The sequence below is a fragment of the Kytococcus sedentarius genome, assembly GCF_041937525.1.
In the GTDB taxonomy this organism is placed as follows: Bacteria; Actinomycetota; Actinomycetes; order Actinomycetales; family Dermatophilaceae; genus Kytococcus; species Kytococcus sedentarius_A.
This window is the reverse complement of the sequence record NZ_CP169391.1, coordinates 1,906,788-1,921,990: the sequence shown is the minus strand read 5'-3', so window position 1 is coordinate 1,921,990 and position 15,203 is coordinate 1,906,788. Positions and strand designations below refer to the sequence as shown.

Annotated in this window: 11 protein-coding genes; 6 read left to right on the top strand and 5 right to left on the bottom strand. The window is 72.0% G+C overall.

Annotation, left to right across the window (positions count from 1 at the left end; translation table 11 throughout):
• Positions 1 to 37: 37 nt before the first annotated feature.
• The 3 genes from ACEY2A_RS08940 to ACEY2A_RS08930 form a co-directional block, all read right to left on the bottom strand.
• A complete protein-coding gene (locus ACEY2A_RS08940) occupies positions 38 to 1,015 on the bottom strand; it encodes a quinone oxidoreductase (RefSeq protein WP_374928256.1) in 978 nt (325 codons plus the stop codon).
• 101 nt (positions 1,016 to 1,116) lie between these two features.
• Entirely contained in the window at positions 1,117 to 2,514 is a 1,398-nt protein-coding gene (locus ACEY2A_RS08935) for an NAD(P)H-binding protein (RefSeq protein ID WP_374928255.1), read from the bottom strand.
• Between the two features lie 40 nt (positions 2,515 to 2,554).
• Positions 2,555 to 3,289 (bottom strand): type II CAAX prenyl endopeptidase Rce1 family protein, encoded by a 735-nt coding sequence (locus ACEY2A_RS08930; protein ID WP_374928254.1) that lies wholly within the window; start codon positions 3,287 to 3,289, stop codon positions 2,555 to 2,557.
• Between the two features lie 229 nt (positions 3,290 to 3,518).
• Between ACEY2A_RS08930 and ACEY2A_RS08925 the strand changes: the two genes are divergently transcribed.
• The 6 genes from ACEY2A_RS08925 to ACEY2A_RS08900 all read left to right on the top strand — a co-directional run bounded on the left by ACEY2A_RS08925 (position 3,519) and on the right by ACEY2A_RS08900 (position 12,008).
• Positions 3,519 to 5,141: an alkaline phosphatase D family protein gene (locus tag ACEY2A_RS08925; protein WP_374928253.1), complete on the top strand. Its 1,623-nt coding sequence runs from the start codon at positions 3,519 to 3,521 to the stop codon at positions 5,139 to 5,141.
• Positions 5,142 to 5,259: 118 nt separating this feature from the next.
• Positions 5,260 to 6,810, top strand: coding sequence for a long-chain fatty acid--CoA ligase (locus tag ACEY2A_RS08920; protein WP_374928252.1), 1,551 nt, complete (start codon positions 5,260 to 5,262; stop codon positions 6,808 to 6,810).
• 99 nt (positions 6,811 to 6,909) lie between these two features.
• Positions 6,910 to 7,290 (top strand): DUF485 domain-containing protein, encoded by a 381-nt coding sequence (locus ACEY2A_RS08915; RefSeq protein ID WP_374929988.1) that lies wholly within the window; start codon positions 6,910 to 6,912, stop codon positions 7,288 to 7,290.
• Entirely contained in the window at positions 7,287 to 8,903 is a 1,617-nt protein-coding gene (locus ACEY2A_RS08910; protein WP_374928251.1) for a cation acetate symporter, read from the top strand. Before ACEY2A_RS08915 ends, ACEY2A_RS08910 begins: the two co-directional genes overlap by 4 nt.
• Positions 8,904 to 9,373: 470 nt before the next feature.
• Positions 9,374 to 11,326, top strand: a complete 1,953-nt coding sequence (gene acs, locus ACEY2A_RS08905; RefSeq protein WP_374928250.1) for an acetate--CoA ligase — start codon at positions 9,374 to 9,376, stop codon at positions 11,324 to 11,326.
• A 16-nt stretch (positions 11,327 to 11,342) separates the two neighbouring features.
• Positions 11,343 to 12,008: a hypothetical protein gene (locus tag ACEY2A_RS08900; RefSeq protein ID WP_374928249.1), complete on the top strand. Its 666-nt coding sequence runs from the start codon at positions 11,343 to 11,345 to the stop codon at positions 12,006 to 12,008.
• Here ACEY2A_RS08900 and ACEY2A_RS08895 read toward each other — a convergent pair.
• Together ACEY2A_RS08895 and ACEY2A_RS08890 are read right to left on the bottom strand one after the other, a co-directional pair.
• The gene (locus tag ACEY2A_RS08895) at positions 11,993 to 12,751 is read right to left on the bottom strand and encodes a hypothetical protein (protein ID WP_374928248.1); all 759 of its coding nucleotides are present in this window, start codon (positions 12,749 to 12,751) and stop codon (positions 11,993 to 11,995) included. The two genes, ACEY2A_RS08900 and ACEY2A_RS08895, sit on opposite strands and share 16 nt — an antisense overlap.
• A 77-nt stretch (positions 12,752 to 12,828) precedes the next feature.
• The gene (locus ACEY2A_RS08890; RefSeq protein WP_374928247.1) at positions 12,829 to 15,174 is read right to left on the bottom strand and encodes an MMPL family transporter; all 2,346 of its coding nucleotides are present in this window, start codon (positions 15,172 to 15,174) and stop codon (positions 12,829 to 12,831) included.
• Between the last annotated feature and the right edge of the window lie 29 nt (positions 15,175 to 15,203).

Genomic DNA, 15,203 nt, shown 5'->3' with positions numbered 1-15,203 from the left:
CGTGGTGCGGGCGGGGCGTGGTGCCGGCGGGCGTCGGTCAGGCCGAGGGGTCCAGCAGCAGCTTGCCGCTGGTGCGGCGCCCCGTGAGGTCCTCCTGGGCGCGGGCCGCCTCGGTCATCGGGTAGGTCTCGCCGATCGTGAGCTCCAGGGAGCCGTCGGCCACCATCGCGAAGACGGCCGAGGAGTGGTGCAGCAGCTCCTCGCGGGTGGAGACGTAGGTGGCCATGCCCGGGCGGGTCAGGTACAGCCCCCCACCGGCGTTGAGGCGCTGCGGGTCCACCGGGGGCACCGGCCCGCTCGCCGCGCCGAAGAGGCAGAGCAGGCCACGCGGGGACAACGAGTCCAGCGACGCGTTGAAGGTGCTGGCACCCACGCCGTCGAACACCACCCGGACCCCGGCGCCGTCGGTGATCTCGCGGACCCGCTCGGTGACGTCCTCGTGGTCGTAGCGGATGATGTGGCTCGCCCCGGCCGCCCGGCCCGCCTCGGCCTTGGCCTCGGTGGAGCAGGTGCCGATCACCTCGACCCCGTCCGCCGCGAGCACCTGCGTCAGGAGCAGCCCGACGCCACCGGCCACCGCGTGCACCAGCACCGTGTCACCGGCGTGCAGCGGCCACACCTCGCGGGCGAGGAAGTGCGCGGTCATGCCCTGCACCATCGCCGCGACGGCCTGCTCGTCCGACACCGCATCGGGCACCGGCACGGTCTTCTCGGCCGGCACCACCGCGTGCGTGGTGTAGCCCTGCCCGTTGACCAGGCACCAGGCCACCCGGTCGCCCACGGCCACGTCCGTGACGCCCTCGCCGACGGCGCTGACCGCGCCCACTCCCTCGTTGCCCGCGGTCAGCGGGAGCTCCGCCGGGTAGAGGCCTTCGCGGTAGTAGGTGTCGATGAAGTTGACGCCCGCTCGGGCGACCTCCACCACGACCTCCCCGGCACCCGGGGTGGGGTCGTCGGACTCGCGGACCTGCAGGACCTCGGTCCCGCCGTGCTTCTCGAAGACGATGCTGCGCATGGTGCCCAGCCTCGCACCACGGGCCGCAGCGCGCACGCGGCGGGTGGGGCGGCGCGATGCGTGGGTGGACCCGAGGGGGGCAGCCACCCCGGGCCGGCGCCTCAGCGGGCCCGGGCGCGCTCCACGATGCCCTGGTGCACCCGCGTGAACAGGGCGTGGTGGGCGGGGTAGGAGCCCCACCAGGAGGTCTCTCCAGCCAGCCCGTGGGGCACGAAGGTGACCTCCTGGGTCAGGAGGGACTGCCCCGCATCGTGGGGGGCGGGGGTGACCGAGAGGGTCAGCCGCGCCGTCCCGGGCAGGGCGCGGGTGGAACGGAGCCGCACCGAGCGGGTCGTACCCTCCTGATCCGTCGACTCAAGGGCCCACGGGCCCAGCGCGCCCCGGGGGCCCAGCGAGCCGCTCGAGCCGATGGACTCCACCTCAGTCCACAGGTCGTCCGCCGGCGCGTCGACGATGCTGCGCCAGGTCTCGGTTCGCTGCTGGCGGCCCACCCACGCGGGGTCGCCCGGCAGCGCGTCGGCGGGCTCCTCGCCCTCGGCCGCGGGGTCCACCGCATCGGCCCGGACCAGGGCGCGTGCCACGGCGTCGTCGAACGGGGTGTGCCCGCCGGCCGGGGCGCCGGTGAACTCCTCCAGCGCGCGACCGTCCTTGACCACCACCTCGTGCACCAGCGAGCCGACCAGCGGCTTGGCCACGCCGGCGGGCACCGGCGTCACCAGGCCCACCCAGTGGCTGGCGAGCCAGGGGGTCATCACCGGCGCCAGGGCGATGCGGCGGCGTCGCAGGCCGGCCACCTGGCCGTAGCGCACCAGCATGTCGCGGAAGCGGAGCACCTCGTCGCCGCCGATGTCGAAGGACCGGTTGAGCTCAGCCGGCAGGGAGGCCGCGCCCACCAGGTAGTGCAGCACGTCGGCCACCGCGATGGGTTGGATCTTGTTGTCCAGCCAACGTGGGGCCAGCATCACCGGCAGTCGGTCGGTGAGGTGGCGCAGCATCTCGAAGCTGGCCGACCCGGCACCGATGATGACGGCGGCCTGCAGCACCGCGGCCGGTGTCCGGGCGGCCAGGAAGACGTCGCCCACGGCCTTGCGGCTGTACAGGTGGGCGGACAGCGGCTCGTTGTGCGGGTGCATGCCGCCCAGGTACACGATGCGGCCCACCTCGGCGGCGTCACACGCGTCGGCGAAGGTCTGCGCCATCGACCGCTCGCGGTCCACGAAGTCGCCCTCGCCGTCCATCGAGTGCAACAGGTAGTAAGCGACGTCCACCCCATCGAGCGCCTGCTCGAGGTCGTCGGGGGAGGTCGCGTCACCGGCGGTGACCTCCACGTCATCGGCCCACGGGCGGCCTTCGAGCTTCTCCGGGGAGCGGGCCAGCACGCGCACCTGCCACCCTGCCTCCAGCAGCGCCGGGACCAAGCGCGAGCCGATGTAGCCGGTGGCGCCCGTGACGAGGGCCTGTCCTGTGGTGGTCCCCGTGGGGTTCCCGGAGGTGGTCATGCCCCCAGCGTAGGCGCGCGCTGGCCCACCCGCGCCCCCCTCAGACTGCCCGGTCCATCACAGCGGGGAGGACCAACAGCATGCCCAGCGACCAGGTGCAGTGGATGAGCACCGGCGCCAGGATGCCGCCGGTCACGCGACGCTGCAGGCCCACCACCCACCCCAGCACGGCGGCGGCCAGAACCAGCCCCAAGGACCCGGTGGCGATGGTCGTCAGCGTGTAGACCACCGTGGTGACCAGCACCGGCCGCCACGGGGTGGCCGAGTACATGGCGCCGCGGAAGAACAGCTCCTCGGCGACCCCGTTGGCCAGGGCGAGGGCGACCACCAGCGGCAGGATGCCCAGGCGCGCGTGGTCGAGTACCGCATCGACGCTGGCCGACAGGACTGGGATGCGGGCGGCCACCAGGGCACCGACCATGAACAGGGCGATCACGCCCAGGGCCACGAGGACGGGCTGCAGGACGGGCCGGACGTAGCGGTCGCCGGAGCGGGTGTGGGCCCAGCCCAGGTGCAGCGGGCCGGAGGCGAACGAGCCCGCCGTCCACGTGATGGCCAGCGCGGTGGCCGCGCCGTAGAACGAGGCCGATCCCGGCTCGGAGCGCAGCGACCATGCGAGGAAGACGGTGCCCACCAGCAGGGTCAAGGCCACCACGACCTGCCGTCGCCGCAGCTGGCGGGGGTCGGCCCGGTGATCCCGCGGGACCTGGCGCACGAACTGCGCGGAACCGAACCGGGAGAGCTCCTGCAGCAGCGGGGCGAAGGGGGTGCGCATGACCCGAGCGTAGGCGCCGTGGGGCTCGAGTGCGCCAAAACTGTTGTGCGACCGTGGTTGACTCCTCGGCGGCCTGTGAGGAGCCGGCCCCGGCACCGACCGGGGCGTCTGCTCCCGCGTTGGACAGATGGGGTGAGTCCCCCACGTGGGTGAGTCCTGAGCCAAAGTTCAGCCGCCGTTCACCCGAAGAGCACCGGCGCACCACCCGGGTGCGCCACCCTCATCGTCCATGACCCCCACGAAATCCCTGCCCCACACCACATCCGGCGCCCTGCCCGTCGACTCCTCGTGGCCCGAGCAGCCGACCGCATCGCGCACCGCACCCGGCGCCTCGCCCTCCCGCCGCCTGGTCCTGGCCACCGGCGCCGCCACGCTCGGCGCCCTAGCCCTGGCCACGGGTCAGGCCACCGCCGGCGATGCCTACCCGTTCACCCTGGGCGTCGCCTCGGGTGACCCCACCCCCGACGGCGTGGTGCTGTGGACACGCCTGGCGACCAACCCCGTGGCCCCCGACGGCCTCGGCGGCCTGGGCACCCGTTCCACCACGGTCGAGTGGGAGCTCGCCACCGATGAGTCCTTCCGCCGCGTCGTGCGCCGCGGCACGGTGACCACCGACGCCAGTGTGGGCCACAGCATCCACATTGAGCTCGCCGGCCTGCCCTCCTCCGCCCGGTTCGCCTACCGCTTCCGGGCCAACGGCCACCTCTCCCCGGTGGGTCGCACGCGCACCGCCCCGGCCCCGGGCAGCGACGAGCGCGCCACCCTCGCCGTCGCCTCCTGCGCGCAGTGGGAGCACGGGTTCTTCACCGCCTACCGCCACCTCGCCGCCGAGCAGCCCGACCTGGTGCTCCACCTGGGCGACTACATCTACGAGCACGGCCCGCTGGGCTACCCCGTCTCCTCCGGCCGTGCCCGCAAGATGGTGGGCGGGGAGATCTACTCGCTGGCCGACTACCGCCGACGTCACGCCCTCTACAAGACCGATGCGGACCTGCAGGCCGCGCACGCCGCCGCCCCCTGGGTGGTGGTCTTCGACGACCACGAGGTCGACAACGACTGGGCCGGGCTCTACCACGAGGTCTGGGGCAAGGTGCCGGCCTTCGCCGAGCGCCGTGCCGCCGGTTTCCGCGCCTACTGGGAGAACATGCCGCTGCGCCGCAGCTCGGTCCCGGGCGCCGACGGCATCCAGCTCTACCGTCGCCTCACCTGGGGGCGCATGGCCACGCTGCACGTGCTGGACACGCGCCAGTACCGGTCGAACCAGACCGGCCTCATCGGCCCGGTGCCCGGCACCTACGACTCCCGCCGCACCATGCTGGGGTCCACCCAGGAGGCCTGGCTTGATGAGGGACTGCGCACCTCGGGAGCGCGCTGGGACCTGCTGGGCCAGCAGGTGATGGTGGCGCAGTACGACATGATGGCCGGCCCCGGGTTCCTCACCAACCAGGACGCCTGGGACGGGTACGTGGCCGCCAAGGACCGGCTGCTCACGAGCCTGGAGCGCTCTGGTGCCCGCAACCCGGTGGTACTCACCGGTGACGTACACGAGTCCTTCGCGAACGACCTGTGGCGCACCACGGACTCGGGCCGGGTGACGTTGGGCTCGGAGTTCGTCACCACCTCGGTCACCTCCGGCGGGGACGGCAAGGACTCGCAGTTCACCGGGGACGCCGACAACCCCCACATCCGCTACCACGAGACCACTCGTGGATACCTGCGCCTGGACCTGACCGCCGACTCGATGACGGGGACCTTCCGCGCCGTCGACACCGTCAGCTCCCGCGGTGGCGCCGTCCGTACCGACGCCCGCTTCGCGCTGGAGGACGGCCGCCGCGGACTGCAGGCGGTCTGAGCCACCCACCCACGGCACCGGCCCGCCGCCCCTGACAGGGGGTGGCGGGCCGGATCGCTGCCGAATCGTGACCACCGACCCCTCGCGTCGCGGGGGGCCCCGGTGGTGGGATGGCCCCATGAACATCGCCACCTTTCTCACCGACACCGCCGAGAAGCACGCGCAGGGGGTGGCCCTCATCCAGGACGACACCCGCCTCACCTACGCCGAGCTCCGGGGCGCCACGGCTGCCGTAGCCGGCTACCTGCGGGACAAGGGCCTGGGGGAGGGCGACCGGATCTGCTTGATGCTGCCCAACGTCATCCCGTTCGTGCCCTTCTACTACGCCGCCCTGTCGCTGGGGGCCGTCGTGGTCCCCATGAACCCGTTGCTCCGCGACCGCGAGATCACCCACTACCTCAAGGACTCGGGGGCCACCCACATCGTGGCCCTGGGGGGTGAGGCCGGCGCCGCGCTGGGCGGTGACGTGGGCGGGGTGGCCGAGCGCCACGGGGTGACCGCGCACCTCATCGACCCCGCCCAGGGCCTGACCCCCTTCCTGGGCCAGCCGGTCACCGAGGTGGCTGACAAGGCCCCCGGGGACACCGCGGTGATCCTCTACACCTCCGGCACCACCGGCAGCCCCAAGGGTGCGGAGCTAACGCACGAGAACCTGCGCACCAACGTGCTCGCCACGCAGGAGACGCTGGTCCACCTGGAGCCGGGCGAGGTGGTGATGGGTTGCCTGCCGCTGTTCCACGTGTTCGGTATGACCTGCGCGCTCAACACCAGCGTGGTCGCCGGGGCCACGCTCACGCTGCTGCCGCGCTTCGAGGCCGGCAAGGCGCTGGAGATGATCGAGCGCGATGCGGTGAACGTCTTCGAGGGCGTGCCCACCATGTACGGCGGCCTCATCGCCGCCGCGAAGGCCCGCGAGGCCGAGGGCAGGCCGCCGGTGGACACCTCCACCCTGCGCCGCTGTGTCTCGGGCGGGTCGTCCCTGCCGATGGAGACCCTCCGCGCCTTCGAGCAGACCTTCGGCGCCGACATCCTGGAGGGCTACGGCCTGTCGGAGACCTCCCCGGTGGCCTGCTTCAACCACCCGGGCCGCACCCGCGCCGGCAGCATCGGCCACCCCATCCGCGGGGTGGAGATGGCGATCCTCGACCCCGTGACCGACCAGCCGGTGGAGCCCGGCGAGGTGGGCGAGGTCGTGATCCGCGGCGAGAACATCATGAAGGGCTACTGGGACAACCCCGAGGCCACCGAGCGGGCGATCCGCGACGGCTGGTTCCACTCCGGCGACCTGGGCCGGGTGGACACCGACGGCTTCTTCTTCATCGTCGATCGCGTGAAGGACCTCATCATCCGCGGGGGCACCAACGTGTACCCGCGGGAGGTGGAGGAGGTCCTGTACGAGCACCCGAAGGTCCTGGAGGCCGCGGTGGTGGGCTCGGCGCACCCGGAGCTCGGCGAGGAGGTGACCGCCTACGTCGTCGCCCAGCCCGGGGAGCTCGACGAGGCCGCCCTGTCCGATGCGGAGTCGCCCGCCGCGCGGGCGCTCGCCGACGAGCTGCGCACCCACGCGAAGGACCAGCTGGCCGCCTACAAGTACCCGCGCCACGTCCACTTCCTGGCCGAGCTGCCGAAGGGCCCCACCGGCAAGATCCTGAAGCGCGAGCTGGGCTGACCGCCAAGAGGTCTCGATTCCGCATCAGCTCCGGCCGCCTCGTTCACTCGCGGGGCGGCCGGGTGGATTCTTCTGGGTGCACCACGTCCCCGAGGAGGAATCGTGTCCACAGCACCTCCGCCGGTCGACCCCGACCGGCACCACCTGAGCGAGGGTTATCTCGCCGTCCAGCAGACGCCTGAGTTCGAGGCCCTGCGCCGGAGCTTCCGCGGCTGGGTCTTCCCGGTCACGGCCCTGTTCCTGGTCTGGTACTTCCTGTACGTCCTGCTGGCCGTGTTCGCTCCCGGGTTCATGGGGCGTGAGGTCGTCGGGTGGCTGAACGTGGGCCTCCTGATGGGGTTGGGCCAGTTCGTCTCCACCTTCGTCATCACCATGCTCTACGCCCGCTGGGCCGACCGGAAGTTCGATGCGGAGGCCGACCGCCTCGCGTCCGACGTCCTGTCCCACCAGCCCGGCCTCACCCAGGGAGGTGCGGCATGACCGACATCGGCAACCCGTGGATCAACATCGGGGTCTTCGTCCTGTTCGTGGTGGGCACGCTCGGCATCGTGCTGCGTGTGGCCCGCGGTGGCCGCAGCGCGGAGGACTTCTACGCCGGCGGGCGGTCGTTCTCCGGCCGCCAGAACGGCCTGGCCATCGCCGGTGACTACCTCTCGGCGGCGTCCTTCCTGGGCATCGCGGGCGCCATCGCCATCAACGGCTACGACGGCTTCCTGTACTCCATCGGCTTCCTCGTGGCCTGGCTGGTGGCGCTGCTGCTGGTGGCCGAGCTGCTGCGCAACACCGGCCGCTTCACCATGGCCGACGTGCTCAGCTTCCGCCTGCGCCAGCGGCCGGTCCGCATGGCTGCGGCCCTCTCCACGCTGGCGGTGAGCTTCTTCTACCTGCTGGCCCAGATGGCCGGCGCCGGTGGTCTGGTGGCGTTGCTGCTAGGCGTCGACGGCCGCGTGGCGCAGAGCCTGGTGATCGCCGTCGTGGGTGTCGTGATGCTGGCCTACGTGCTGGTGGGCGGCATGAAGGGCACCACCTGGGTGCAGATGGTCAAGGCCGTCCTACTCATTGCAGGCACGCTCATCATGACCGTGTGGGTGCTGGCCCTGTACGGATTCGACTTCGGCGGGGTGCTCCAGGCCGCCGCCGCCAAGAGTCCGCACGGGGACGCGATGCTGTCGCCCGGCCTGCAGTACGGCAAGTCCACCCTGACGCAGCTCGACTTCGTCTCCCTGGCGCTCGCACTGGTGCTGGGCACCGCGGGTCTGCCGCACGTGCTCATGCGCTTCTACACGGTGCCCACCTCCAAGGAGGCCCGTCGCTCGGTGGTGTGGGCCATCTGGCTCATCGGTGGCTTCTACCTGTTGACGCTGGTCATCGGTTTCGGTGCCGCCGCCATCGTGGGTCCGGAGCGCATCCTGGCCGCCCCGGGTCGCGCCAACTCCGCGGCACCGCTGCTGGCCTTCGAGCTGGGTGGCGAGGTGTTCCTGGCGGTCATTGCCGGCGTCGCGTTCGCCACCATCCTCGCGGTGGTGGCCGGACTCACCATCACGGCGTCGGCCTCCTTCGCGCACGACATCTACACGAACGTCATCAAGCACGGGCAGTCGGTGAGCCAGGCCGAGGAGGTGCGCGTCGCCCGCATCGCGGCCCTTGCGATCGGTGCGGTGGCGATCGTCGGAGGCATCCTGGCCAACGGTCAGAACATCGCCTTCCTGGTGGCGTTGGCCTTTGCGGTGGCGGCCTCGGCCAACCTGCCGACGATCCTGTACTCGCTCTTCTGGAAGCGGTTCAACACCCGCGGCGCCCTGTGGAGCATGTACGGCGGCCTGGGCTCGGCGTTGGTGCTGATCCTGTTCAGCCCCGTGGTGTCCGGCAAGGTCGACGCCTCCGGCAAGAGCCTGTCGATGATCACCGACCCGAACATCGACTTCTCGATCTTCCCGTTGGACAACCCGGGGATCATCTCCATTCCGCTGGGCTTCTTCCTCGGTTGGCTGGGCACGATCACCAGCAGCGAGGCCTCCAGCCGCGAGAAGTTCGCCGAGTTCGAGGTGCGTTCGCTCACCGGTGCCGGTGCCGAGGAGGCCACGGAGCACTGAGGCCCAGGGCGTGGTGCGCCCCGCCCAGGGGCGCGCCCACCCGGGTTCCTGCGGCGCACCCCAACTGTTCGTCGCTGCTGGGGCGAATCGGGCCGGATCAGGCCCAACAGCGACGAGTGGATCGCCCCGCCCCAACAGCGACGACTCGATGCCGCTGGTCCGGGCCACGACCCCCATCGGGCCGGGGAGGGTGCGCGCGTGTGACGTTCTCGCTGCCAAGCCCTCTCCCGTGTGGCGAAGTGGTTGCCCAGGCGACCACTGCGCCACACGGCGCGGTGAGGAAGCGACCCCTTGGTCACACGGCAGGGCGGCCAGGGAACCACTTCGCCACACGGCGCGGTGGCCCCGCCGCACACCCCGCCGCACACCCCGGTGTGCCCCACCCGGGGGTGCACCGCACCCTGCGTCCTGCCTACGCTGTCAGCAGAGTCACCCACCATCGGCGACCCCGGTCGCCACGAGGAGGAACGATGACCCCCGAGCCGGAGACCGCGAACACCCGGACCTACCCGCCCTCGCCGGAGTTCGCCGGCCAGGCCAACGCCACGGCCGAGCTGGCCGAGCGCGCCGCGGGCGACCGTGAGGCCTTCTGGGCGGAGCAGTCGCGGGAGCTGCTGCCGTGGGCCACGGACTTCACCCAGGTGCTGGACTGGTCGGAGGCGCCGTTCGCCCGCTGGTTCGCCGACGGTGAGATCAACGCCTCCTACGCCTGCCTCGACCAGCACGTGGAGGCAGGCCGTGGCGATGAGGTGGCCATCCACTGGGTGGGGGAGCCCGAGGGCGACCGACGCGACCTCACGTGGAACGACCTGCTGGAGCAGACCTGCCGCGCCGCCAACGTGCTCGAGGACCTGGGTGTCCAGGCCGGTGACCGCGTGGCCATCTACCTGCCCATGATCCCCGAGACGGTCGTGGCCATGCTGGCGTGCGCCCGCATCGGCGCCACCCACTCGGTGGTCTTCGGTGGCTTCGCGCCCAACGCCATCCGGGCCCGTGTGCAGGACGCTGAGGCCAAGGTGGTCATCACCGCCGACGGCGGCTACCGCAAGGGCAAGCCGAGCGCGCTGAAGCCCAACGTGGACGAGGCCCTGGGCAATGGCGACACCACCGTGGGCAAGGTGCTGGTGGTGCGCCGCACCGGCCAGGACGTCGGCTGGACCGACGGCCGCGACCTGTGGTGGCACGAGGCCATGGAGTCCGCAGAGCCCGAGCACGAGGCGCAGCCGATGCCGGCCGAGCACCCCCTGTTCATCCTCTACACCTCCGGCACCACGGGCACCCCCAAGGGCATCTTCCACACCACCGGTGGGTACCTCACGCAGACCGCGTACACCGCCAAGATGGTGCTGGACCTCAAGCCCGGCCAGGACGTCTACTGGTGCACCGCCGACGTCGGCTGGGTCACTGGTCACTCCTACCTGGTCTACGGCCCGATGTCGCTGGGCGTCACCCAGGTGATGTACGAGGGCACCCCCGACACCCCGCACAAGGGCCGCTGGTGGGAGATTGTGCAGGACTACGGCGTCACCGTGCTGTACACGGCGCCCACGGCCATCCGTGCGTCCATGAAGTGGGGCGACGACATCCCGGCGAGGTTCGACCTCTCCTCGCTGCGCCTGCTGGGCAGCGTGGGCGAGCCGATCAACCCCGAGGCGTGGACCTGGTACCGCGAGCACATCGGTGGCGGGAGCACCCCCATCGTGGACACGTGGTGGCAGACCGAGACGGGCGCGATGATGGTGGCTCCCCTCCCGGGTGTGACCGAGCTGGTGCCCGGGTCGGCACAGACCCCGGTGCCCGGCATCACCGTGGACGTCGTGGACGAGTCCGGTGAGTCGGTGGGCAACGGTGAGGGCGGCTACCTGGTGATCCGCGACCCGTGGCCCTCCATGCTCCGCGGCGTGTGGGGCGACCCGCAGCGCTTCCGCGACACCTACTGGTCGCGCTTCGAGGGCATGTACTTCGCGGGCGACGGGGCCAAGCGCGACGAGGACGGCAACGTCTGGGTGCTCGGCCGTGTGGACGACGTCATGAACGTCTCCGGACACCGCCTGAGCACCTCGGAGATCGAGTCCGCCCTCGTCAGCCACGATGCGGTGGCCGAGGCTGCCGTCGTCGGCGCGACCGACCCCTCCACCGGTCAGGCCGTGGTCGCCTACGTGATCCTGCGTGGGGAGGCGGCCGAGGCCCGCGGTGACGATGCGGACGACACCGACCTGGTGGCCGAGCTGCGGGCCCACGTGGGCAGGGAGATCGGCCCCATCGCGCGGCCACGGGACATCACGGTGGTGCCGGAGCTGCCGAAGACGCGGTCTGGCAAGATCTTGCGACGGCTGCTGCGAGACCTCGCCGAGGGCAAGGAGGTCGGTGACGTCTCCACGCTGGCCGACCCGTCGGTGATGGACTCCATCCGTCGCCCCTGATCCACCGGAGGGCCCCATGAGCTCCAGTGCCCGGCCCCAGCGCGCGGTGCCTCTGGCCCTTGCGGCGCTGCTCCTGCTCGGGGCCTGCACCCCGGATGCGGGGGACGCTGGGGACGACCCGCTGGTCGACCCCAGTGAGCCCTCGTCGGTGGGTGAGTCCTCCGCATCGCAGGAGGGCGGCTCGGAATCCGGGGGCGAGCCGTCGGGGGGTGATTCCTCGTCGTCCGGCGGTTCGAGCTCCGGCCCGGACCCGGACCTGACGCCCCTGGAGCAGCACCAGCGCATCGGCTTCCTGATGCCTTCGCAGAACGTGGCCTGCCTGATCGAGGAGCAGGGCGTCTCCTGCGACATCCGCAACACCCACTACCAGCACACGGTGGTCCCGGCCGCCAAGTGCGTGGAGCCCACCGTGGAGCTGTACCGGGACCGCCCGGAGTGGACCTGCTCGCGCTCCTCACGGTTCGTGGACGCGCAGACGGAGAACGACGGGGCCTGGGTGGAGATCGTGCCGCGGGGTGAGGTGGTCAAGATCAACACCATCGACCACACGGTCCTGCCCTACGGGGAGAAGGTCGAGGCCTTCGACTTCCAGTGCGAGAGCCGGCCCTCGGGGGTGCGGTGCACGCGCCTGTCCGATGGGCGGGGTTTCCGCATGGCGGTGCAGGACTACGACTTGTTCTGACGGATGTCCGGCAGGTTCGCGACGTCGTCCATCTCACCGTGGGTCCACTGGAAGTCCGGCGCGTCCTGCCCCTCGGCCCAGGCCTTGTCCAGCGCGTCGCGCCGTTCCTTCCCGGCCTCGACGATGGCGTGGCAGTCGTTCATCGCGGCGCCCTCGGGGCAGTAGGCCATGGACACCGACACCCGGGTCGTGCTGTCGCTGTCGCCGGAGGACCAGTCGACCTCCAGCGCGTCGAACTGGGGAATGCGCTCGGGGCCCAGGTCCTGGGCCTGCATGACCACGTGGATGCGCTGGGCCGCTTCCAGCTGGCCGCCCCCGTACTCGCCGCACGAGGGGATGACGTGGCTCCCGAAGGCATAAGCCCCGTCGTCCGAGTGCGGCCACCCGATGCCCGACCCACCCTCGATGCTGCGCGCCTTCTCACTCTGCACGTCCGGCAGCGCGTCGACGAACACCTTCTCCACCTCGAGCCCCTGGGCGCCTACGAGCCGCACGTCGGTGACCTCGGGTGGGTCACCCCCCAGGTCGCCGTCGTGGCAGGCCGGGAGAGCCATCCACACCACCCCGGGGAGTGCCACGTTCTCCTCGGCCACCCCGGCGTGGAAGAAGCTCTCACCGTGGGCCTGCGGGATGAAGAGGGCCGGCTCGCCCGTGCCGATCGCCTGGCTGGCCACGAGGATGGCCACGGCGAGACCCCCCACCACACCCGCCCCGAGAGCGCGTTCGCGCTGCTGCTCGTTCATGCGCGCCAGTGAATCACCACAGGGATTGCGGGGGCGGCGTCCTGACCAAACCGTTACCTGCGGTCGGCCAGCCAGGGTCAGCGGTGGACCGGCTCTGCCTCGGGCTGCGCAGCCTGCTGCTGGGCCCGCGCCCCGGCCTGCTGGCCGGGGCGGGCAGGCCACCACACCTTGTCGCCCACCAGGTCGAACACCGCCGGCACCACCACGGTGCGCACCAGGAAGGTGTCCACCAGGATGCCCAGGCCCACCACGATGCCCACCTGGGTGAGCGTGATGAGGGGCAGCACGCCCAGCACCACGAACACCGCGGCGAGCACGATGCCGGCACTGGTGATGACGCCGCCGGTGGCGGCGACCGCCCGCACCATGGCCGATGCGGTGGTGCGCTCGCGGCCGGAGACCAGCTCCTCACGGGCGCGGACCACCAGGAAGATCGTGTAGTCGATGCCCAGGGCCACCAGGAAGAGGAAGGAGTACAGCGGCACGGAGATGTCCAGGGCGGGGAAGCCGAAGACGTGCTCGCTGAGCAGGGCGCCTGCCCCCATCGCTGCCAGGGAGCCCACCACGCTGATGATCACCAGCAGGACCGGGGCCACCAACGAGCGCAGCACGATCACCAGCACCACCAGGATCATCACGAGCATGAGGGGGATGACCACGGTCATGTCCCGCAGCACACCGGCGCGCTGGTCGACCGCCTGCGCCTCGCTGCCACCCACCAGGGTGCCCTCCGTGGCGCCGGAGGCGGCGGAGCGCACGTCCTCCACCACCCGGCGGGCCTCGGCGCTGGCAGGGGCGGCGTCACTGGTGACCTGCAGCTGCTGCCAGGTGGTGCCGTCCACGGTGGCACTCGCCTGGGGCTGCACGCCGGTGACGCCCTCGACTCCCTCCAGGGCCGCGACCACGTCGGCCGCCGGCTCGGCGAGCTCCGGGGCGGGCGGGCCCTCGCCGCCTCCGCCCTCGCCGGCGGGCGGTCCGGACTCGCCACCCTCGCCGGCGGGCGGGCCGGACTCGCCACCCTCGCCGGCGGGCGGTCCTCCCTGGTCGGCCTGCACGCCGGATCCCTCGGGCACCGGCACGAGCACTGACAACGGGGTGGCCGCGCCGGAGGGGAAGTGCTCCTCCAGGGCCTCCAGGCCGGTCACGGACTCGGCCTCCACCCGGAACTGGTCGGTCTGGCTCAGCCCCACCTTGGTGCCCACCAGGCCCAGTGCCATCACGCCCAGCAGCACCACCGAGGCAGCCAGCACCACGGCGGGACGCCGCACGACGGCGGTGGCGATGCGGTGCCAGATGCCCGACCGGGTCCGGTCCCGGTCACCGGGACGCGGGACGAACGGCCAGAACAGGCCGCGCCCGAACAGGGCCAGCAGTGCGGGCAGCAGGGTCAGGGCGAACAGCAGGGCCACCAGCAGGCCCACGCCGGTCGAGAGCCCCAGGGCCCGGTTGGAGGGCTGCACCGCCAGCAGCAGCAGGGCGACCGTGAGCACCACCGTGATGTTGCTGGCCAGGATCGCCGGCAGCGCGGCCCGCCAGGCGCGCGCCAACGCCAGCCGGTGGTCGGGGGTGTCTCGCAGCTCGTCGCGGTAGCGACTCACCAGCAGCAGCGCGTAGTTGGTGCCGGCTCCGAACACCAGCACGCTCGTGATGCCGGAGGTGGAGCCGTCGAAGGCCAGGTCGGCGGCCTCGTTGACCGTGCCGGACACGGTGGCCGCCACCCGGTCCGCCAGGCCTATGACGATCAGCGGCACCAGCCAGAGCACCGGGGACCGGTAGGTGATCAGCAGCAGCACCGCCACCACCACGGCCGTCGCGGCCAGCAGGCGGAAGTCCGCGCCCTCGAAGGACCCGGCCACGTCGGCCGAGAAGCCGGCCGCGCCGGTGACGTACGAGGTCGTCCCGGGCGCCAGGCCGTCGCTCGCCCCACGCAGGTCCTCCACGATGTCCGGCCCGTTGGCCTGCATCGCGTCGGCGTCCAGGGGGACCACCAGCAGGGCGGCCTGGCCGTCCTCGCTGGGGATCGGTCCCTGCACCTGTGCGTCCTGGGAGACGGCGTCCTCCGGGAGGGCAGAGAGGAGCTCCTGCCCCTTCTGTCCCAGGGCGCCCAGGGCCTCGCGGCCCAGCTCCCCCTCATCGGACTCCACCACGACCACCGCGGGCACCACGTCCCCACCGGGGAACTCGGAGGTGATGCGGGTGACCTCCGCGGAGTCGGCACCCTCCGGCAGGGAGGTGGGGCCGCCCGCATCGGACGACCCGGGGAGCAGACCCATCGCCGCCCCGGCCAGCAGGACCATGAGCAGGGCCACCAGGGGGGCGGTCCAGCGGCCGGTCAGCAGCCGAGCAGGCCCCGTGACCTCTTCCCCCTGCGGGCGCTCGGACGCGGCGTGGCCACGGAAGGACAGGTCACGAGTTGATGACATGTCGACATTCTGGCAGTCCCACGGCGGCG